This window comes from Nitrobacter sp. TKz-YC01 (assembly GCF_047824785.1).
Lineage (GTDB): Bacteria > Pseudomonadota > Alphaproteobacteria > Rhizobiales > Xanthobacteraceae > Nitrobacter.
Map to the genome: position 1 here is coordinate 907,619 of NZ_CP181167.1, position 20,307 is coordinate 927,925.

Consider the following 20,307-nt stretch of genomic DNA (forward strand, 5'->3'; position numbering starts at 1 on the left):
CTCGTTTGACCCCAGCGGCCAAGGTTGGTCAGGTCACGTAGATCACGCCGTAGTCCAGTCCGAACGGAAGATACTCACGCAACCGCAACCGCAGATTGGCTTCGCGCTGCGGCTGCTTGAGGTGGCAGTAGACGCCCATTTCGGAGCCGTCCTCGGCGCCGCGGGCAATTTCCACGGGACCCCGAAGCGACAGCTGAAGATAGGCAGGCAGGCCATAGGCTTCGGCGCTGTATTCGGGCTTCAGCCTCAACCTGACGGCCGCGCGGATCGCGGCGCGCTGGGGATCGGTGAGCGGACCGTTGCGCGCCTCTTCCTCGGTTATCGCCTTGCGCTCGGCGAGATCGGGCTGACAGCGATATCGCCGCGGGGTGCGCGAGCCTGCGGGCGCGAAGCTAAAACGCATGCAGCCGGTCTGAACTCGCTCCGCGCGGGCGAGTCCGTCGAAGATCGTCTCGGTGACGAAATCGAACTGGCGCACCAGGCAGCGGCCGCGCAGCGTGCAACGCTCGAGCCGCGCTACGGGGCCGGGACTGTCCGCTGCGCCGGGGCCGGCAACCGCATCGCTGCCGAGCCCGTCGATGATGCTATCAAGCGCGGTCAGGCTCTCCGCATGAGGCGGCAGGCGGATGGGACCGCATATGGAGAAAGCAAGCTCCACACCAAGCTCCGTATTGGCTGGCGCGCCGGTCGGCAGGCTGGCGGCGGCGAGGATGCTCGGTTCAGGCGGATCAGGAGCGGCGGGCGGATCCTGTTCCGCGATCGACACGCCTGGCACCAGCGTCGAATGGAGCATGCACAGGCGGTGAAGCGATCCTTCGATCTCGATGCGCCCTTCGATCAGTAATCCGCCCAGGGTGAGAGCAAAATCTGGGCGATTGCCGCTGACAGCCAGCGGCCCGCCGAGACGGAGATGCGGCCGCACGCCGTCGGCGGCCTCGATCGCGAGCGTGGTTCCCGATTGCGGGCCGGCCGGGGTGACATCGATGGCGATGGTCTCGGCATAGCTGCGGTTGTCGCGAATCCGGATAATGGCGTTGCGCTTGCCGTCGGCGGTCCATTGCGTGATGGCCGCGCCGAGTGTGGGAAAGGTTCCGGGTTGCCCGCTGTCATCGACGAACAGCATCTGCACGTCGGTTGTGAAATCGGGGCGCGTAAGCCAGGCGCGGCGGCGATAGGGGCCGCCACCCAGATCAGCGGGGAAGCCGTAATGATAGCTGACTTCCACGAGATTCGCCGGCATCAGGTCGGGCCCCAGCGTCAGGCGGCCTCTCGCGACGTCGACCGCGATATGATTCGTCGAAGGCTGCGACCAGACGGACAGATTGCGGCAGACCACTTGTTCCGGCTGGATCGGTACGCCGTCCACGTGCACCATCAGGCTCGGGGCCTCGGCGGCCGGCAAGGGCGGCTCCGTTTCGAACAGGCCGTAGAAATCCGCGATATGGCCGATGAACCGGGCTGGCCGGATCGGCTGAGGGACATGCAGTTCGGTTGCAAGCCCGGCCTCGTCGCCTTCACGCCGGCTGCGGCTGAACAGCGGCGCCGAGTTGCCGAGCGGACTGAAGTGGAACCGGAAATCGCCCGCCGCACCCAGACGACGCGCTGCCACCCGCCTTAGGCCGTAAGCGCCGAGGCGCCAAAGGAAAAAGCCTATATTGCGGATATTGTGCCAGCCTTCATCCTGGCCGACCGGCCGCACATCGACCGTATGCGCGATCTCATCGAAGGCGCCGCCGAGCCGGTCCATACGCTCGACGCTGCGGATGTCGGGCGTGCGCAGCGCGTGTGGGCGAAGATGATTGCGAATCCATTGCGTCCAGCCGAGCAGCTCGAAAAACTCGACCGCATGGGAGGACCATCCGGTGACGTCGCGCGCCAGTTCCTCGAGCATGGGCAGGGTGCCCTTGCGGCGGCGGTAATAGATCGTCTTGGCGACATCGGCGCGGGCCCGCAACGCGATGGCAGGCCTGAGGCTCGGGCCGGTCAGCGATTTGAAAAGCTCCGCCGCCGTATCGCCGTCCTTGACGCGGCTTTCGTCAAACAGGGGCACCGTACCGACAAGATCGCCGAGATAGGCCACGGCCCAGGGTTCACAGGTCTCGATGAAGGCGTTTTCGTAAAGCTGGCGGATATCTCCGTCGATGTGACCGGCCTGTTCGTCGATGATCGACAGCAGCGCTCTTAGCGGTTCACCCTGGGCCGCATCCTTTTCGCGGATAAAAGCAGGCAGCAGTCCGTAGAGCTTATCCTGCGAGGCGTTGGAATAGCTCATCTCACAGCGCCTCCACGACGGTGAGGCCGATATCGGTTTTCGGGTCCTCGATGAAAGCCTGTTCGGCCGGCAATACGAAGGGTGGTGTAGGGCCGTCGAAGCCTGCGCGGGCGAAACGATCGATCTGGGCGAGCGGCGGCGTTGGCCGAGCAGGGAAGATGCGAATGTGGGGCTGGAGGGGTGCTGCGGTGACGGCGCGGATCGCAAGCTCCATCGGCGTGAGGTCGTCATAACCCTTGAGCTGGAAGACGTCGATATCGACCGCCGCCACCCCTTCGGCGGATTGGAGAGCCGCATAGATGCCGCTGAGAAAAACGGCTTCGCCCAGGCCCATCGTCTCGAAGGCGAACAACGCCATGAGATGCGCCCTTGCCGTCGTTAGAACATGGTGCGCCTCGAAGGCCGGATCACGCTGCAGGCGAGCGGACACCACGATCGGCACCCGCGTGAGATTCGCGAGGAATAGCGGGTGGTTGATGTCCCGGGCGCTGTCCATGGCGGAATGCAGCGTCGCCAACGAGAGCGCCGACAGCCTGGCGCCGCCGGGGCCTGCGACCGTCACATGAACCGCCCGCTCCAATTCGCGCCAGACCCAGGTCACATGCGCGCGCTGGGCCAGGCCGGAGCTGGTCGCAATCGAGGTGAAATCCGCCAACGACACCGCGCGCCCGAAAGTGCGCACGGTATTCGGAGCCGCATTGCGGGCATCGTCTCGCGCTTCGGGATCAGCGGCGCTGTCGGCGGGCAAGGGGTTTGTTACCGTGCGCAGGCCTACCGGGCGCTCCATGGCGATTTCGAGCTGGCCTGCTTTCATGAGGCCCTCAAGGCCGAGGCCGGTGCGGTAGCGGGCCACGACGTTGAGCGCGCCCGATGGCAGCCTGGTGCCGGTCTTGCCATCGCCGAAGGTCACCGTGGTTTCGCCCGTATCGTTTTGCCGGGCGGTGTAGACCCGATCCTTGGGACCCTGGCCATAGAGACTGCCGACTTCCCGCCACAGCGCGTCATTGACACGGATATCGAGCATGGCCGTCCCGTCCAGCTTGCCAGCCTGCTGGAGATAGGTGAGTCCGGGCCGCGACAGCTTGAACTTCTGGAAGGCCTTTGCCGCCTCGCCATGACCGAGCGGCTCGTCCCGTTGGGTTTCGCCATGGCTCGCCGCGACGATATTGCCGATCAGGCGCGCGTTGGCGAAACCGGAGGGCAGGATAGGGCTGAAGTCCACGAACAAATGGTCGGGTGCCTCGCCAGGGATCGCTGGCTGCAGGCTCGTCGTGCTGACTGTCGCGAGATGGTTGGCGGCGTCCGCGCGCAGCAGAATGCGCCGGCCCCTGGCGAGTTTGTCGAGCCCGGCGAGCGCGCCGGCTTTCTGTTCGGCGGTGAGGCGAATAGCGACGCGGCCTTGTGTGGCGACAGCAGGATAGTCGTAGTCCCGGAGCTGGATATCGTCCTTCGAGAGGCGGTAGAGCGCCGTCTTGCGCCGGTCGGGTATCTCGCCGATTCCCTCGCCCAGGCTGCGCCAGGCGGTCCAGCCGCCCGCCAGCAAGGCGCGATAAGCGATCGTGCCATCGCCGCCGCGGGCATAGACATGAAGCCCGGTTCCGTCACGCGCGGCTGCGGGCGGAGAGGAAAGCCGGCCCTCGAGCGGTGTCCAATCACCCCAGGTGGATCCGTTGCGGGCCCTATGCCAGAGACCGCCATCGATACCCCGGCCGAGAACGTCGATGCGGTTGGGCCCGTTCGCGACAATCGCAAGCTCGCCCTCCAGCGCCCCGCTCAAATCCAGCCAATCGGACCATGTGGCGCCGTCGAAGCCTCGGTGCATGGCATGGCCTTCGTCATTGAGAGCCACGACCTCCATGCGGTTCGGCGCGGTGGAGACGGCTGCCGGAGCGCTCGCCAGCACGCCCTTGAGCGCCGCCCAGCCGCTCCAGGTCACACCGTTCCAGCGGCGGTACCACAGCGCCCGATCAGCGCCTCGCACGAACACCGCCAGTCCCGACCCGCCGACGGCGACCGGCGCCGGGGCGGAGGTGAGAACGCCGCCTAGCGAACTCCATGCGCCGGGTATTCCGGCGGTCGCATCCAGTTGCCACAGCGCGAGATCGAGGCCGCGAGCGAAAACGGTGACATTGCCGCCCGGACGGCTCACCGGTCGCGGCTCGCAGGTCAGGATCCCGCCATGATCGACCCATGCGCCGCCGCCAGGGAGAATGCGCTGACGGAGGCGTAGCGTCCGATCGCGGACGAAAATGTCCATGCGGACCGCGGAAGGACTCACACCGGTCACATCCGACGAGACGCCGTCGAGCGACATATAGGACCAGCGCCGGGGGATCGCGGCGGCGGGGTCCAGTCGCAGCACGGCGCCGGATCCTGAGCGGGCAAAAACGTTGTGGCCCCCTGCGGCGTCGGCGATGACGACCGGCCGGCCGCGAACGGTCTGGCGCAAATGAAGATGGGTGACCGTGTCCTCGATTGTTCCGAGATTCGTCGGAAGGTCTTCCGTCTTGATCACGCTGGCTGTCCGCAGCCGCGGGCTTGCCGCAGGGCCCGCATCGATCAGCAACTGATCGCCGGTGGAGATGTCGGTACGAGTGCTGTCCAGGGGATAGACGCTTTCGGCGGACCCGAATGCTGCCACCACCGGTTTGGACACCCAGCTCGGCCACAGTACGGCCGGGGGCGACGCAGGAACATAGACATTGACCGCGCTCGGCGCATTGTGGCCGAAGAAGCGGAGCCTTCCGTTGAGCCTGGCGACGCGGGCGATGTCCGGACTCCAGCCAGCGGTCTGCACCGGTGGATCGAAGACGAGTGCTTCGCCGTCGGCTTTCTGGATGATGTCCGACACCACCTTTTCCTCGAGACCGCCAAGCCCGAACACGACAAGCCTGTCGCCGATCGCCAGACGCTCCGGCCGGGCCGACAACGGACCGCCCGTGCCGCCGTCACGCAGCGCATTGAACGGGGCTGGCACGCCGAAGGCCGGAACGTCATTGAGATCACCATGAGCGATGATCGGCTCGATGGTCTCGAAGGTTTGCGGGCGCTCATCCTGCCCGGGTATGCTCATGACCTTGAGGCCTTTGCGAATCCGGGTCTCGGCGCCGGGGTCGAGGCCAAATTCCAGCAGGGTCTGCGCGGCAAGTCCGGGACGCATGCGATAGCCGATCAGCCGGGTCTGACGCCGCACCGAATCCCGCTCGCGCGCGGTGCGCAGATAAAGCTCGTTGGCAATGCGTTCGTTATAGAAGGTGAGCACGTCGCCCACGGCGGCGAACAACTCGATCAGGGTGATCGCATAGTCTTCGCTGTCGCGGCTGGTGAGCGCGGCCAATCCGGGCCTGGTGAAGATCGCCTCCAGCATGGTCTCGCGGAAGGTGGCGAAGGTCCCGATCCGATAGCGGATGGCCGAAAGCCCGGGACGATTCCAGATCGCGATCGGCACGGAAGGGGCAGGTGAGGTGCAGCAACTGCAGAAGTCCGGGCCGGACATCTCAGAGCCCTCCGACGGCTGTCAGCCGCAGCACGCCGTTCTCGGGAAAATTGCGGTCATTGTCGAGACGGGCGATTTCGAAGGGGCCCATCTCGATCCGACCGCGCGCCAGGTCATTTCCTGGCACCTCCCAATAGCGCTTGAAGACCAAAACCTCGGCCGAATTGATTCCCTCAATGGCCTCGACCGCCGCGTAAAGGCGGGACAGATAGACGGCGGCTCCAAAGCCGAAGCCGAGAGGATGGAAAAAGCCGCGCGTGCCGTCGGCGAACGATCGGTTGGAGAGCACCCGACCAGCCTCCGCCAGGACATCGCCACGGAAATGTCCGGTCCCGACGCAAAGCCGGATCTCGATCTCAAGCGGCACATAGGTCGCAGCGCGCACGTTCAGATCATAGCCGGCGAGCTTGAAGCGACCGAGATGTGCTTTGACCGCCGCCGCGAAGTCGGGCTGCAATTCAGCTCCGCCGCCGGGGTGCCGCCGCAGGTCTCCCGCATCGACCGGATGGACGGCGAGGAAGACCGTATGCCAGCTTCCGGTCCAGTGAAAGCTGGCCTTTGCTGCCGCCAAAGCCGGGTGGCGGAGGGCCATCTCTTCCCAGTCGGCGACCGTGACGGCGCGGAATTGGAGCGCATGAAACGCTTCCGGGGCGATCTGCCGGACATGTTCGACGGACTCCGGCTCCTCCCCTGACCGGGCGGGCACAGGCTGCCGCACAGCCTCGATAGCAGAGGCCGCGGCACCGCCGGCAACGGCGTGGACCAGCGTTCCCCAGCCGCAATTGCCTCGGGTGCCGTTGCCGATCCGGTAAGTGGCGGCGATCCGGACCGCATCCGAAGGGCGCCGTCCATACTGGTCGTCGCCAAAGCGCAACATCGCTGCGCCGCCATTGTCGATCTCCGCCGCGAACTGCTGATCGAACGGCCCGCTGTCAAGCAGGTGCGGCACGGCGATCCAGCGTTCTGGATCGGGGATGCCGAAACTCCAAACGTCCAGCGATACGGAAGGGCCGGCCGCGGTCTGGGTCAGCGGCGCGTCAGGCAAGGCCAGTGATGGCAGTGGCCAGCGTCCGGCGCCGGCATCTGGAAAGCCGATGGTGCCCGTGGCAGTGTCGCGGGTGACCGTGCGGCCGTGATCGGCGGGTGCGACGTTGCCGCGGGCAACCGACACGGGATCAACCAATACGTCCTGATCCGTGACGGCCGAGATGCAGAGGGGAAATGTCAGTGCATCCGCTTCGGTCCAGGTTACGCGCAGGAGCGGCAACGCGGGATCGGCGGGATTAAGCCTCGGGGTCAGCGCGGTGCCGCCCGTCAGCACGTTGGTGAAGACTGCATCCTCGCTTGCCTCGGCGGTTTCGATGCGGACCACCTGACGGCGGCGCGGATCTGCATCGGGCGCAGCCCCTGTCTCGGGGCTGCGGATTTCCTCCAGCAGCAGGTATTCGCCGGGACGGAGATCGGGGGGCACGAGGACACCGCCTGCGTCAATGCAATAGAAGAAGGCATGGGTGGCGCCCTTTGCGAGGCAGCATTGCGTATCGCCCCAACCATGAAAACGAATCTCGTTGTGAAGGCCGACAATGCGGGTCTCGGCCCGGGTTTCGAAGACAATCACCTGCGCCAAAGCGGGATCGGTGTCGAAATCGGCGGACAGCGGCACGATGGTGCCGGGCGCTGCGAGATCGCCCCTGAGAGGCTGGCCGATGCGGCTGGTCAGCTTGGTGCCCGACGCAAGAACTTCGCTGGCGCCATCGACAGCTGTGAAGTGGACGAATGTCGAGGCATTGCGGCCGTTGGACATCGCATAATCCACCAGCCGGGCATGGCGCGCCGCGGAAATGCGATGCAGGCAAGTGTCGAGGAATCCTTCGGTCGCCGGACCCGCATCCTGGCTATAGCTGAGATAGTCGCCGGCATAGGCCATCAATTCGACCAGCGTCATGCCGAGATCGGCGGGAAGCCTTTCCTGCCAGGATGGATTGCGTTCGGCGATGAGATCGACAAGCAGCCGCCGGAAGCTCTGGTAATCCTTCGCCATGTAATCGAGCGCCGGCTCGTCGAGAAGGGGCGGCGGGCAGTCGGCAACGGGTCGGCAATCGAGGTCGCTCGGGCAGTTTGCCTTGAAGCTGAAGCGCGCCTGGGATCGCTCAAGGTCGATGTCGGCCTGCTCCATGGCGAGCACATAGGTTGAGAAATCGCCTTCGCGGTCGATAAAAAGCCTGAGCGCCAGTGGATCGGCCGGGTCGGCTTCCACGTCGAGCACCCTGAGATCAACGACGCGGACACCCCCGATGATGGCGAAATTCGCTGCCGTTACCGCAGGTGGCAGCGGGGGCGGTTTCAGGAAAGTAACCTGGAGCACGTGGCGTCGAGGGGGTGGCGCCAGGAGGTCGCGACGGTATTCGACGAAATCGATGCCGTTCAACGGATGAGCCGGATCGAGCAGGACGCCCGACCGCTGTTCATCCCCGCAAAGCACCAGACCATCGGACGACAGCACCGTCATCTTGCCCTCACAGCGGAATCGGATGGCTGAATACGTCCTCGCGTCTCTCGCCGGTATCGCGCCGGGAATAGACGACGGTGATTTCGAGCGTAGCGTCGAGGGCGAGGACTGAGACCTTTTCCACCGACACGACCGGGTCAAGCCAGCGGATCAAGGCACCATGGATGAGCTGCTCGGTGGCGGCGGCAAGCGCGTCGGACGCCGGCCCGAAGATCAGTTGCTTGATGCCGCAACCGAATTCCGGCCGGTTCACCCGTTCGCCCGGCGCCGTGAACAAGACCAGGTAGATCATGTCCCGAACATGATCGTCGGTGTCCGTGACCGCGCTCAGCCCATGCTCATCAATGGCGAATGGAAAGTCGAGGTAGGGACGGTTGGGGTTCATCAGCGATAATCCACATCGATCTCGGTAACCGGCATGGTTTGATTATGCTGGCAGAAGGTAGCGATGGCGGCGTGGTTGTCCTGAAGGTGGCGCACGACGCCGCGGGCGATTGCCACGAAGAAGCGGCGGCGGTCGCGCACGGTCTGCTGCGAAGCGTTGAAATCGAGACCGGGCAGGTTGTCAGCGCGCATCAGGAAATCGAGCTCCTGCTCGATCGCCTCGGCCATGGAGTCGGCGAATTTCGGATCCGATAGGCCCACAGTCGCGGCGGGGCTGAGATTCCCGGGGATGATCGTGTTTCCCATGACACCTCCAGAAAATGGCTACTCCAGAAAGACCTTGATCGACAGCAGGCTTGGGCTTGGCGGCGGCATCGGGGCGACAGGCGGGGCGGGCGTGACGGGCAGGATGCCCAGCGCCAGTTCGCCTGGATGCACATGGGTGTTGAACAGGGTGACGAGCTGGGTGAGATAGGTGAACAGCTGATCGCCCAGCACTCCTGGATGAGCGGCCGCTGCACTGCCTTCCTGGACGAGGGGAGCGCTGGAGACGACCCGCGCAGCACCTGTGATGGTGACCGTTCCTGTCTTGACGTTGACCTCGACGGAATTGAGCCCGAGGCCGTCGGTCAAGGTGATCGTCTGGCCGACATCATCCATGACCGTGGTCAGCCCGAAATCGCTGCGCCAGATCTTCGTCGTCGGTTTGCTCGGAACGCCCGGGGGCTTCATCGGCAGCTCTCCGGCAGCCCAGAAGCAGCCCGCCCAGATGGGCCGAGAGACGTCGCCCGCTTCGAACTCGATCCAGACGCCGGCGCCGATCGGCGGCACCGAGAAGAAGCCGGAGGTGGGCCCAGCATAGGGCGTGCAAGGCCTGGCCCAGCCGGTTGGCACCTCACCCAGGACCTCCGGCACGAAGGCCTTCAACCGGCCCTGGGACAGAGGGTCCATGTTGTCCATGACTGTCCCTGAATACTTGCCATAAGCGGGAGTGCATCCGCCGCCCTGATTTTGTTCGGTCGTTATCGTGTCGAGCACGGAATCCTCCTCATGCCACTGCCGCCAAGGGGTCGACGAAGACTTCGGCGCCGGTCAGGCCGACCGCGTTGCGCCAGGCCGAGAAACTCTGGCTGTAGCCGTCTCGCGAGATCCGATGGGTGACCGACCGCACGTAATAAAGGCCGCTGTTCTGCCGCCCGGCTCCTCGCACCAGCACCGGCAGGCCCGCCAGCAGGACGCGGGCGTATTTCAGCCCGTCGATCTCTCCATGGGCGCTGATCGCCCGGCTCGACTCGTTCGCCTTCGCCAACGCCTGCGCCTGGGCCTCGGCGGGGCTAGCGGCGTCGGTGGCGCAAGGACGCATGATCGGCGGCGGAAGGATGCGGCTGAGGGCGGGCTCCAGTCCCATCGGCAACTCGGTGGCGACCGGCGCCATCGAAGGAATGGGAGCTCGGGTTCGCGGGTCGACGGTCATCCCCGTGACGGATGTCGGCCGCAGCATGTCGTTCGAGGTGGAGAAGGAGGTGAGGTTGGTCTGTGTCCCGAAGTCGATCGAGAGCACGCCCTGTGGCGGCACCGCCGTCAGCGGCGGGTGAAAATGACCCATGTCCAGGCCGACGACGGGATCCGGCTGGATGTACAGCTCGTAGCTGTTGCGGCGTGCGAGCTGGAACAGGTAGGTCGCATCATAATCGCGCTGGTTCGAAATCGTATCGAGCACCGTGCGGAAGGGCGGGGTCGGGACGACCGACGGCAGGATCGCATATTTGCTGAAGATCGCCGCAGCGGCGACGCTGTCGGGAGAATTCGGCCACGGGAAAGGCTGCTGGATATGGGCCATGATCGTGCCCAGGGCGTCCATGCCCACGACCTCAAGCCGCGAGGCGCCCGGTTGATTGGCGGCGCTTAGTTGCGCATCCTTGACATAGCCGTTGATGAGGGCTTGCGGCATTCCGAGCCCGGACGAGATCCTGATGGTGATCGGCACCAGGGGCCGGAAGATATCGAAAGCCAGCGCATCGAAGTCGCCGAAAAAATTGCGGCTCAGATCGAAATGCAGACGAAACATCGAAGACTTGCCAACGGATGTCTCGACCTCGATCTCCCGCAAGGCCTGGAAGAACACGACCGGCATCGGCGCCATGGCGACCTGGACGGTGAAGAAGGTCGGAAGAAGCCCCATGGCGTCACAGGGCTCCGTCCGGTCCGGGCACTGCGACGCGCGCGCCAGGGCTGGCGGTCAGGTCGGCAGGCCGGCGGATGAGGTTGGCATCGCAGAGCCGCCAGAATTGCTCGGCGTCTCCGATCGCGCGCCAGGCGAGCAGATCGGGCCGGTCGCCGTCCTCCACCTTGACGCGGAGCCGAACCGTGGTTGCCGGAATGAAGCGCATACGCTTGTAGCGGATCTGTCGGCCGCCTGGACCATCGATGACCGCGTCGGCAATGTTTTCATATCGGCTGCCGCGAAAAAACATGGGAGCCCCTAGATTGGCAGCACGGCGCCAAGGCCGGTCTTGTCACCGAACAGATTGAGAGCAGACATGGCTTCCTTCTGGGTGAAGGAGGCGAGATAGACCCAGTAGCCCGGATTGGTGACATCGAGGTCGCGATAGGTCAGCACCCGCAGCGTGAGGTCGGCCTTGGCGCGGATAGGGTTCAGCGCCTGGTCGAAGGCCTCCTCGCGGATCGACAGGCCCTGGACCTGCACCGGCAGCACGCGTTTGGGGCCCCAGATGAGCAAGGCCAACGGAGCCTGCTCACCGAGCACGAAGGCGCTGCCCGCAAGCGCCAGCGCTTCATTTGCGATCACCATCGGATAGGACGGATAGACCAGCCTCTCCAGGGCGGCGATCACGGGATGAAGTCCGTTTTCGACCGTGACCACGTTCTCGGACGGATGCTCGAGCTGATCGGCGGCATCGATCTCGACGGAAAAGCTCAACGTCTCCTGAGGAGGGCCATTGACGCGATTGGCATCGCCGCGGCCGCCGCCATTGGCGCCTTGGATCTGAAGCGAGCGGGAGACCTCATCGGGATTGTATTGGAAGACGATAACCGTCGGCAGCAGCGAGGGAAGCTGATAGGCGACGATGCCTCCCTTTAGGACGCGTGGACTGCCCGGAAAGTCCGACCCCATCAGACGTCTCCTCCTCAATCCAATCCCACACTCTTGCGTGAGGCTACCATCGGGAGCCTCACTTTGAAAGTGGAGATAAACACAATACTTTATATTAAAAATAAAACTCACAATAAATCGCCCCATCAGGCTTCCTGATGAAGTAAAAATAGAAATCATATTTCATTTAAATCCATACTCTACTGCATTTGGTACCTTTCTATCACCCATTCGGATCCGGTCATGTCAGCTTGCTGAGCTTGGCTTCCAGGCCGGGGTCGGCTCCGACGCCTGAGATCCTGAAGAGACGGCCATCGAGTTTGGCCGGACGTTTGAGCTGATCGAAAATCTTGCGATAGGCTTTTATCTGGGCCTCATGATACCTGCCCGCGCTTTGATTCGTCCGGGGGTCGTAGGGCCAGATATTGTCGAACTGGTCCTTGCCGCCGAATTGAAGCTCCCGAATGTGGTCCATCTGCACGGTGCCCTCGTTGGGAGGTTCGCCGTCGTAGTAGGTGTCAAGGCCCTTCATCAAATTGCGGAAAGCAGTGGATTCCTTGCGATCCTTCGGGTTTTGGATGAAGTTGAAGCATTTCGCCCAGCGTCCGGTTTCCGGCCAGTTCTCCTCGTCGAGTCCTATCGGATTGGGGCCGGCAATCGGCTCGCCCGGAACAGGACCTTGGCGAGTCCATCTGGTGGTGGGGACGTCCGGATGCGAGACGAGAACCGGATCGTCGTCCAGGCCGACGCTCTCCGGATAAACTCCCGGCGCATGGAAACTTAGCGTCTTGGGATAAAGCGAGCGCGGTTTGAACCAGTGCAGCGGCAGGGCCTTGTCGCATGAAAGACCATCGAGCTTGAGCTCGCCGTCGGTATCCTTGATTTTCGATTCCACGAGTTCGCGGATCGGAATGCTGTCTTTTTTCTTTCGCGCCGCGGGCCGGCTTGGGCCGGCGGTGCGCAGGGCGCCGGCTTGGTGCTGGTTTGGGGAGCCCTTGGCAAAAGCGCCGAGGTTCGGCTGCGGGATGAAGGAATTGTCGAAGACAAGGCCGCCGGTCCAGCCATAGCTGAGATTACCCTCGGCAAAGGTTGTCTGGCCCTCCCAGAGGCCGAAGCCAAGAAAATCGACGCCGGCCGAACCCGACAGCTTGGCGCCGATGGCGGCCATTGCGGCGAGTTCGACGTCAGTTTTGAGGCCGAGGGGCTGCTTCTTTTTCGGATCGTATTCGATTTCCGCCAACACCTTCACGTCGTCGCCTGCGACGGAAGCATCGAGATCGAGTTTGATTTCGCCGTGGGCGGTCAGGATGTCGACCAATCCGAGCGCCTCGACAGCGGCTTCCACTCCGACCGTGATCTCCATATGCAGATCCGCCGCGCCGCCGGTGGTGAACTGTGCCCGACCCGCCAAAGGCATGCTTGGATCGAGCCCGGCCACGCGGCCCAGCGCCGACGCCACATCGCCAGCCCCTGGCGACAGCTTGTCGAGGGCCCCCGCGGTGGCGTCAAGCGCATCCGCGACCCGGTTCTCGCCCTTGGCGGTCTGCTTGATGTAACCGGACAGGCATATGTCGTCGAGAATCCCGGCATCGTAGCTGTAGGCAGCCTTGGCCTTGGCCTCCACGCCTACCCGCACGGCGATATCGCCCAGGCCGAATTCCGCGAGCTTCCATTCGAACTGCGGCACTTTCGGCAGATATTCGCTGAGATCTTTTTCGTCGCCCCCGCCCGAGAAAAGCGTCTGCCGCGGCAACGTGACAAGGCATTCAGGTCGGAAGTTCTCCAACTCCTTCGGATTGGCGCCAAACTCGAAAAGTACATTGTCTTGATCCTTGAGCAGATCCTTCGGGCTCGGCTGTCCTTTCTTTCGGCTATAACCGCCCCTGAAGACCCGTCGCTTCCCGCCGGTGTGGAAGACGAACTGGACGCCTTCCTGGATCTTGGTTTTCTTTCCGCCTTTCTTGAGATCCTTTGTCTCGATAGGCTCGACGCTGGCGGTGTACTCACCCGCCGGAAACGTCTTGTCGCATTGATAAAGCCGGTACATGTAGGTCGCGCGCCGGGTCTGGATGGCCATCCGGCTGTCGGCGCAAGACACAAGGATCTTCTGGACCCGGTCATTGACGAGTGTCACGTCGGTGCTGTCGTCGCTTTCCTCGGTGGACTCCTCACCCTCGGGCTCGGCCGCGATCGGGGCGGGTTCAATCTGGGGAGCTGAATCGGCGTCCGGTGCCGCCGGATCGCGCCTGATCACCGGCTCCTGTGGTGCGCGCTGAACGGGGCTTGATCCGTTGTCGCCGGTCTGCTGCACCACGTGGGCGAGTTCGTGAGCCAGAAGATGATCGCCATGGGCTGTTCCGGGTGAATATTCGCGAGACGCGAAGGCGATGTCGGGCCCCAGCGTGTAGGCGCGGGCGTTGATGCCATCGGCCGCGGAGGCGGCTGCGGTGTCCGTGTGCAGACGAACCGCTGAAAGGTCCTGGCTCAGTCGCGGCTCGAAATAGGCGCGTTGCGCGGCGCTCAAGGGAGTGCCGCCTGATCTCAGGGCTGATACCGCCTGATCGGCAGCCTGCCTTTGGAGTTGGTCTTCAGCTTCGCAATGTCCGCATTTGCGCTGGATGGATTTTTCGTCCTCCTCGCAGGCGGAGCATTTGCGCTGCGCGATACCGCTCGCAGCCGTGGTGATCGGACCACTTGGCGCATCGCCGATGACGGCATCGGCGACGCGATCGGCCTCGCGCTCCAGAGGGTCGTCGACGGGACCGACACGTGCCTTGGCCTGGATCGCTGTCGGCGGCGGCCGCGAGCGCGACGGCGTCGCGTTGACCTTGGCCGGGGCAAGCGCTCGCATCGTCATGGGAGCCTCCGTGTTGTGCTCCGCTGTACCGCCTGCCGGATGGCCCGTTCGATTTCGGCACGTCCCGCGCCGGCTGGCAGCCGCAGTTCGATCCGGTCGATATGAAGCGTGCGCGGCAGGCCGGTCGGCAGCCTGACAGTGGCGGCAAGCCCGCCGGCAATGTCGCTGGCCAGTTGTCGGGCTGTTTGACCTGAACCGTTGCCGCGCGCCGATACGGTGCCTGGAGCGATTGACGGGCTTTGCGAGGCTTGCTTGACCATCTAAACGGACTCCGTCCAGGGAATGCGAAATTCCTTGTCGAGCTTGCGGAATTCGGCGCGCGCGGCGCGGGCGATATGGCGCATGGCCAGGGGCACGCCCTCCGCCGCGGCCAGGAAGGCCGAATTGATCGCGATGACGCTGATGTTGCCGCCGGCAATCTCGAGCCGCGCCAAGCCAGCGAAATCCAGTGATTCCTTGGGGAGCTCGTCGGGAAACGACCGGGCCCAGATCTGCTGCCGTAGCGCTGCATCGGGAAACGGGATGTCGAGGGCAAAGCGCAGCCGACGCAGAAATGCACTGTCGAGATGGCCTTTCATATTGGTGGCGAGGATCGACAGCCCGCCATAACTTTCCATTCGCTGGAGAAGATAGCTGATCTCGATATTGGCGTAGCGGTCGTGGCTGTCCTTGATTTCGCTGCGCTTGCCGAACAGCGCGTCCGCTTCGTCGAAAAACAGCACGGCGCCGCTTTGGTCGGCCGCATCGAAGACCGCCTTAAGGTTCTTTTCGGTCTCGCCGATATATTTCGACACGACTCCGGAGAGGTCGATGCGATAAAGGTCGAGTTCAAGCGAGTGCGCGATCACCTCTGCCGCCATCGTTTTTCCGGTTCCGCTCGGTCCCGACAGCAGCAATGATACGCCGCGGCCCCGATGCAGCTTGCGCGCAAAACCGTGGCGGCCATAGACGGTGGCGCGATGACGGACCTGGGCAGCGACCGCCTTGAGGTCATGGATCAGATCCGGCGCCAGCACCAGGTCGTGCCAGTCGTAACGAGGCACGATACGCTCAGCCATTTTGTCGAGGGTGAGACCGGCCCGGTCACGGCAAGCCTGCCAGAGCGGGACGCCCGAGGCGGCGATCGCCGCGATCTCGGAGGGGCCGAAGCGAAATTGCTCGGCGACCGCTTCGATCTCTTGATCGGCTTCGGCGATCCGGGGGCCGAGGGCCTGGCGCCAAAGGATCACCTGCTCGTCAGCACAGAGCGGCTCAAGCCGCAGCACGGGAATAGGGCCGGGGAGATCGGGACGACTCCCGGAAATGGCGATCACCAGCGCCTCGATGCCGTCATCGATAAAACGCCGGCTCTCCGCATCATCCGCGTCGACAAGCAGCGCGAAGTTGCCCAGAGCCGCTTCCCGGGCCAGGAGCGAGGGTAATTTCTCGGCCGGTTCGAATGGGCGCGGTTTGAACGCGGCCAGGCCTAGGCCGAGAGTGCTCGCAAGCGCGCGCGCCGCAGCGCGGCGGCCGCATCCCTTGGGTCCGATAATGGCAACCATGGGCCGAGCGGCCTGCGAAATCTGCCGTGTTAGGCGTTCGATGCCGCGACGATGCTTGTCAGGAAAGGGCGCGGCCTCCGGCACGGAGAGCATGGGGCGCAGGCGAGTATCGGTGAAATCCTCGCCGAGCAGCAGCCGCGCCATCCGTTCGTCAAGCAGGATCGGATTTAGCGGCCCGGACTGTCCATCGGGCGTCTCGATCAGGCAAAAACGCCGCAACGGAGCCGTTGGTGAGAGCCGTTGCCAGATCCTGGCCTCCGCCTCGATGCCAACCGCCCCAAGCAGCGAAAGAGCAAGATGCGGGGTCGCCGTGGCAATGGATGCGCGACCGTTGGCCTGGCTGTAAAGCGTTGCGAAACTGGAGCGTAGCTGGGGCGCGAGCGCGAGCAGCAGGAGATCTTCATCGAAGGGGGACAGGCCGAACAGCTGGGAAAGGCGATCAATTTGTGCCGGCTCGTCCCGTTCGATCAGCTGGCGGCGGCGATCGTCATAGGCTTCACGGGCAATCCCGACCTCTGTGCCCGACGCTTCGCCGAGCAAGGATTGAAGCCAGCGCAGACCAAGTTCGATGGCGCTCAAATTGGCTTCGAAGCGAGGCTCGCCATCGGCCGCAACAGAATGAGGAGGGGGCTGGGCGGCAGGTTTCATCGCGCTATGGCCCCAGCGTAAAGGCAAGCCCGACATCGCGGCTTCGTGCGCCGTCGACCTGTACGGCGATCGGATAAGGTGCCGCGGACGGTTCGAGGATGTCCGTGGCATCGGCGATCGGCACTTCGACGGCGTTGGGTGTGGGCGCCGCCCATCCATCGCCGGGCCCCGGCTGCCGCACGGGGATCGCCGCATCACCGACGATCACCTCGACGATTCGCGCTCGCGGATGCCAAAGACGCTCGCCGTCGATGTGCAGGATCGTTGTCATATCGCCGGCGCCCGGCGTGGCTGAAGCGGCGCGGGGTGTCAGCTGCAGGAGCAGGATGTTGGAGGGATAACGCCGATCACCGGACACCGCCGAGCCCTGCCCGAGCGCTCCCTGAACGCCCTCCGCCGGATGCACGGCGATCAGCTGCACCTCCAGTGGACCCGGCTGCAAGCGCTGGACGGACGGTATCGGATGGGCCGGGCCATCGAGATCGGCATCGTACTGGTCGTCGGGAACGACAATCGTAATCCGGCCATCGGCTGTGGGAGTTACGCGGATCGGATCGAGCGATCCAAGCCTGACATAAAGACGATCGGCCAATGCTCCCCGAGACAGTAGCGTGATTTCATCACCGATGCGGGCGCGGGTCTCGCCCGTCGGCCCGTTGAGCACCGGCGTCACATAGGCGTCCAGCAGCTCAGGCCGTCGCCTCACCGTCGTGAAGATGCGACGCGTCTCCACTGGCCTTGGGCTGACGCGCGCTGCGGGTGTCTCGATCTGGATGGTGGTGACTTCATAGACCACGGAACGGCGGAAATTCGTGGTCGACAGCGCCGACCAAACCTTGGTGATCTCATCCAGATTTGCAGGATGAAGCGACACCTTCAATCGTTCGAATTCATCAGTCAGCGCCAGGTCGAGCACCGGATCGCCAACGGCTCCGGCGGCGGCGTTGACGATGGCGAGCTGATCGATCCGATTGCCGAAATCATGCAATACCCGCATGGCATCTCCCAGAAGGGTCTGGGCGTTGAGATCGGCGTCGGGCTGGGTCTCCATGGCGCTATAGGTCGTCAGCAGATAGCGCAAATTGAGCGATAGCGGCGGATGTCCATAGGCGCCCGGATGGCCTTGTCGTGGAATCTCCTGATTTTTCAGCCCGGCATTTTCGAATAACTGCATCAGGTAGAGATTGACGCGCGCGCCGTCGACGCCGGACACGGTGATGTCGGGCGGCGACAGGGTCACTGACGCGCTGGTCATCATCCTATCGAGCAACAGCGTCCGGAGTGTCCGGCTGACGGCGGCGATGGCTGCATAATTTGCCATCCCATCTCCTTAGCGCGGGATGCCGCGCCGCGCGCGGGCATAGGCGCCGAAGCCGCTGCTTCGAGGCGCCGACGGTGACGCAGCCGGCGGGGTTGGCGGCGGAAGAAACTGCACGTCAATTCGTCCCACCGTGACAGTGACCGGCGCATGCGTCTCCGCCATGGCCAAGGAAGAGTCCTTCCTCGCGCCAAGAGATGGAGGTTCCTTCCAGCCCAGGGTGGAAGCCTCAGGCGCGACTTCTACGGACGATGGAGTCGCATTCGGAATATTGTGGCGGGGCGGACTAGCGGTCGCTTCGACGAATACCCTCTCCTTCGTGATTGGCTGGGCCTGTATCTTCACGTTGTCACCGACGGGCCTGACCGGGGACAAAATCTCATCGGCGGCGTCGGAGTTGCGTTCTGTTGTGGAGGCTTGTTTGCGTTTCTCGTGGCGCAGGTCCGCCGAAATGTCGAAGGAATCGGTCCGGCCCTCCGTCTGGACGCGCCCGGGCGGTGTGGTTTTTTTTTCGGCAGGCTCTGGCGTGTCGAAGGCGGGCGGGGACGAATCTGCGATGGTGGAGCGCCTCGCGGCTGGTTTGTATTGCTCGGGCCTTCGCAGGTTTGAGAAGGTTGGATTTGAGAAGATCCGGGGGCCGTCATCGATGACGGGGGCGGCCTCACCGGTCAAAAGAGGCCCGGCGTTACCTGCTTCGAAGGAGGACACCGGTCGCAACCGGAGCATCGCCGCCCGCTCGAGAAGGGGAAGGCCGGCGCCGCGGGCTATGATCCGGTCGACGAAGCCGGTCATCGCAGCGTCTCCATCTCGTCTGCCAATGCGAGATAGCGTTTGCGGCGGGTGCGGGGGAGCGTCAAAATTTCCCGCTCCGACCAGTGATAGCGCCGTGCCATCCGATAAACATCGCCGAATATCCCATGCGATTGTCCAAGCGCTGCGCGCAGAACTCCCAGCCCGTCGACGGCGGCGTTGAACGCCGTGCCGCAATCCGGGCATGTCATCGTGGCTGACAGGTCAGCCATTTCATCGGCCTTCTCGAATTCCGCCGACAGGATCGACTCAAAGGCCGTCGGAAGATCCGTGACCGCGACCGGCTTTCCCTCGGGGTCGATGAGGCGGAGCACGCAGCCGACCACCAGATCGCGTGCCGCCCGGCTCGGATCGGTCAACGCCGTTGCCGCGCAACGTTCCTGGTCGGCTCCGTTGGGAAGCCGCATCTCGACGCGCCAATCGCCCTCGGATTCGGAAATGAGGATCGTACGATCCGCCTCGCTTCCGGCATTTCCGGCGTCGAGCATTTCGCGCAACGGCAAGCCGATTTCGAGTTCCGTCGCGCAGGAGGGGCAGTTGGCGACAAGATCAATCTGTGATCCTGCAACCATTGTGCAAATCGCAAGAAGCAATCGTTCGCGATCACCGACCGGCAAGGCCGCGCATTGATCATAGCTCGGTGACTGCACGCTGCCGATCCGCTCCGTCATGGCGACAAGCAAAGTGGTCGCACAGGCGGCGGGGATCAGATGATCCGCAAGCTCGGCCATGAGGAGCTCCTCATTTCCGGTCAGTTCGCGCAACCGCGCCAGCCTGTGCCGGGTGCCATCTTCTTCCAGTCCGAACGCCAGCCGAACCTGCATCGTCAGGCCGGTATGGTAAAGCTCGGCTCCGCAGGCTCCGCCACCGCCACATCGCGCAACCAGCCCTCATTCTCCAGCTTCATCGACTGGATGGCGATGGCATTGGCGTTGGCGTCCAGGTCGGGCAGGGCCTGATACTCGGACACCCAGCAACGGAAAACCTGGTAGGAAAGAACCTTTTGCCCCGCCTCGTTGAATACGTCGATGATCAGGTCCTTGCGAAAATCGGCCAGCGAGACCTCCGAGCCGAGGCCCGCGCCGAAATTCCACACCTTGTTCGCCCATTGCTCGAAATCAAGATCGTGAGTTACCCCGCGCTCCAGTGAGATCGCATCATACTTGGTGCGCCCTGGGGACTTGCGTCCTGTGGAGGGATCGCCGCCCTCGCGGTGCTCGATGACCTCGGTGCTGCGCTTCAGCGCGCCGACCTTGCTGATCCCGGCCACGTAGCGGCCGTCCCATTTCACGCGGAACTTGAAATTCTTGTAAGGATCAAACCGGCGGGGGTTGGTTATGAAGGGTGCCATGACTTC

At 63.9% G+C, this 20,307-nt stretch carries 16 protein-coding genes; all 16 read right to left on the reverse strand.

The window, feature by feature from the left end; translation table 11 throughout:
• Positions 1–28 precede the first annotated feature (28 nt).
• On the reverse strand, positions 29–2,272 hold the full coding sequence (locus ACMYR2_RS04270) for a hypothetical protein (protein WP_347263677.1): 2,244 nt from the start codon (positions 2,270–2,272) through the stop codon (positions 29–31).
• Position 2,273: 1 nt separating this feature from the next.
• Positions 2,274–5,768 carry a hypothetical protein gene (locus tag ACMYR2_RS04275; RefSeq protein WP_347263678.1) on the reverse strand — a complete coding sequence of 1,165 codons (3,495 nt, stop codon included), beginning with the start codon at positions 5,766–5,768 and terminating at the stop codon, positions 2,274–2,276.
• 1 nt (position 5,769) lies between these two features.
• The gene (locus ACMYR2_RS04280) at positions 5,770–8,277 is read right to left on the reverse strand and encodes a hypothetical protein (protein WP_347263679.1); all 2,508 of its coding nucleotides are present in this window, start codon (positions 8,275–8,277) and stop codon (positions 5,770–5,772) included.
• A 7-nt stretch (positions 8,278–8,284) separates the two neighbouring features.
• On the reverse strand, positions 8,285–8,569 hold the full coding sequence (locus tag ACMYR2_RS04285; RefSeq protein ID WP_416193737.1) for a GPW/gp25 family protein: 285 nt from the start codon (positions 8,567–8,569) through the stop codon (positions 8,285–8,287).
• 92 nt (positions 8,570–8,661) lie between these two features.
• Entirely contained in the window at positions 8,662–8,889 is a 228-nt protein-coding gene (locus ACMYR2_RS04290; RefSeq protein WP_347263681.1) for a hypothetical protein, read from the reverse strand.
• 96 nt (positions 8,890–8,985) lie between these two features.
• On the reverse strand, positions 8,986–9,699 hold the full coding sequence (locus ACMYR2_RS04295; RefSeq protein ID WP_347263682.1) for a phage baseplate assembly protein V: 714 nt from the start codon (positions 9,697–9,699) through the stop codon (positions 8,986–8,988).
• A 10-nt stretch (positions 9,700–9,709) separates the two neighbouring features.
• Positions 9,710–10,843, reverse strand: a complete 1,134-nt coding sequence (locus ACMYR2_RS04300; protein ID WP_347263683.1) for a hypothetical protein — start codon at positions 10,841–10,843, stop codon at positions 9,710–9,712.
• 4 nt (positions 10,844–10,847) lie between these two features.
• Positions 10,848–11,135, reverse strand: coding sequence for a hypothetical protein (locus tag ACMYR2_RS04305; protein ID WP_347263684.1), 288 nt, complete (start codon positions 11,133–11,135; stop codon positions 10,848–10,850).
• A gap of 8 nt (positions 11,136–11,143) precedes the next feature.
• Positions 11,144–11,797 carry a hypothetical protein gene (locus tag ACMYR2_RS04310; RefSeq protein ID WP_347263685.1) on the reverse strand — a complete coding sequence of 218 codons (654 nt, stop codon included), beginning with the start codon at positions 11,795–11,797 and terminating at the stop codon, positions 11,144–11,146.
• Between the two features lie 220 nt (positions 11,798–12,017).
• On the reverse strand, positions 12,018–14,633 hold the full coding sequence (locus tag ACMYR2_RS04315; RefSeq protein WP_416193738.1) for an eCIS core domain-containing protein: 2,616 nt from the start codon (positions 14,631–14,633) through the stop codon (positions 12,018–12,020).
• Positions 14,630–14,893, reverse strand: coding sequence for a hypothetical protein (locus tag ACMYR2_RS04320; RefSeq protein WP_347263687.1), 264 nt, complete (start codon positions 14,891–14,893; stop codon positions 14,630–14,632). The genes ACMYR2_RS04315 and ACMYR2_RS04320 overlap by 4 nt, the downstream gene beginning before the upstream one ends.
• A complete protein-coding gene (locus ACMYR2_RS04325) occupies positions 14,894–16,822 on the reverse strand; it encodes an ATP-binding protein (RefSeq protein ID WP_347263688.1) in 1,929 nt (642 codons plus the stop codon).
• A gap of 4 nt (positions 16,823–16,826) precedes the next feature.
• A complete protein-coding gene (locus ACMYR2_RS04330; RefSeq protein WP_347263689.1) occupies positions 16,827–18,143 on the reverse strand; it encodes a DUF4255 domain-containing protein in 1,317 nt (438 codons plus the stop codon).
• A gap of 9 nt (positions 18,144–18,152) precedes the next feature.
• Positions 18,153–18,932, reverse strand: a complete 780-nt coding sequence (locus ACMYR2_RS04335; protein ID WP_347263690.1) for a hypothetical protein — start codon at positions 18,930–18,932, stop codon at positions 18,153–18,155.
• Positions 18,929–19,774 (reverse strand): hypothetical protein, encoded by an 846-nt coding sequence (locus ACMYR2_RS04340; protein WP_347263691.1) that lies wholly within the window; start codon positions 19,772–19,774, stop codon positions 18,929–18,931. Before ACMYR2_RS04340 ends, ACMYR2_RS04335 begins: the two co-directional genes overlap by 4 nt.
• A gap of 2 nt (positions 19,775–19,776) precedes the next feature.
• A complete protein-coding gene (locus tag ACMYR2_RS04345) occupies positions 19,777–20,301 on the reverse strand; it encodes a phage tail protein (RefSeq protein ID WP_347263692.1) in 525 nt (174 codons plus the stop codon).
• Between the last annotated feature and the right edge of the window lie 6 nt (positions 20,302–20,307).

Bases quoted from the DNA above. Each gene is read 5' to 3' on its own strand.
- ACMYR2_RS04270 (WP_347263677.1), bottom strand. From the start codon at position 2,272: ATGAGCTATTCCAACGCCTCGCAGGATAAGCTCTACGGACTGCTGCCT.
- ACMYR2_RS04275 (WP_347263678.1), bottom strand. From the start codon at position 5,768: ATGTCCGGCCCGGACTTCTGCAGTTGCTGCACCTCACCTGCCCCTTCC.
- ACMYR2_RS04280 (WP_347263679.1), bottom strand. From the start codon at position 8,277: ATGACGGTGCTGTCGTCCGATGGTCTGGTGCTTTGCGGGGATGAACAG.
- ACMYR2_RS04285 (WP_416193737.1), bottom strand. From the start codon at position 8,569: ATGATCTACCTGGTCTTGTTCACGGCGCCGGGCGAACGGGTGAACCGG.
- ACMYR2_RS04290 (WP_347263681.1), bottom strand. From the start codon at position 8,889: ATGGCCGAGGCGATCGAGCAGGAGCTCGATTTCCTGATGCGCGCTGAC.
- ACMYR2_RS04300 (WP_347263683.1), bottom strand. From the start codon at position 10,843: ATGGGGCTTCTTCCGACCTTCTTCACCGTCCAGGTCGCCATGGCGCCG.
- ACMYR2_RS04305 (WP_347263684.1), bottom strand. From the start codon at position 11,135: ATGTTTTTTCGCGGCAGCCGATATGAAAACATTGCCGACGCGGTCATC.
- ACMYR2_RS04310 (WP_347263685.1), bottom strand. From the start codon at position 11,797: ATGGGGTCGGACTTTCCGGGCAGTCCACGCGTCCTAAAGGGAGGCATC.
- ACMYR2_RS04315 (WP_416193738.1), bottom strand. From the start codon at position 14,633: ATGACGATGCGAGCGCTTGCCCCGGCCAAGGTCAACGCGACGCCGTCG.
- ACMYR2_RS04320 (WP_347263687.1), bottom strand. From the start codon at position 14,893: ATGGTCAAGCAAGCCTCGCAAAGCCCGTCAATCGCTCCAGGCACCGTA.
- ACMYR2_RS04325 (WP_347263688.1), bottom strand. From the start codon at position 16,822: ATGAAACCTGCCGCCCAGCCCCCTCCTCATTCTGTTGCGGCCGATGGC.
- ACMYR2_RS04330 (WP_347263689.1), bottom strand. From the start codon at position 18,143: ATGGCAAATTATGCAGCCATCGCCGCCGTCAGCCGGACACTCCGGACG.
- ACMYR2_RS04335 (WP_347263690.1), bottom strand. From the start codon at position 18,932: ATGACCGGCTTCGTCGACCGGATCATAGCCCGCGGCGCCGGCCTTCCC.
- ACMYR2_RS04340 (WP_347263691.1), bottom strand. From the start codon at position 19,774: ATGCAGGTTCGGCTGGCGTTCGGACTGGAAGAAGATGGCACCCGGCAC.
- ACMYR2_RS04345 (WP_347263692.1), bottom strand. From the start codon at position 20,301: ATGGCACCCTTCATAACCAACCCCCGCCGGTTTGATCCTTACAAGAAT.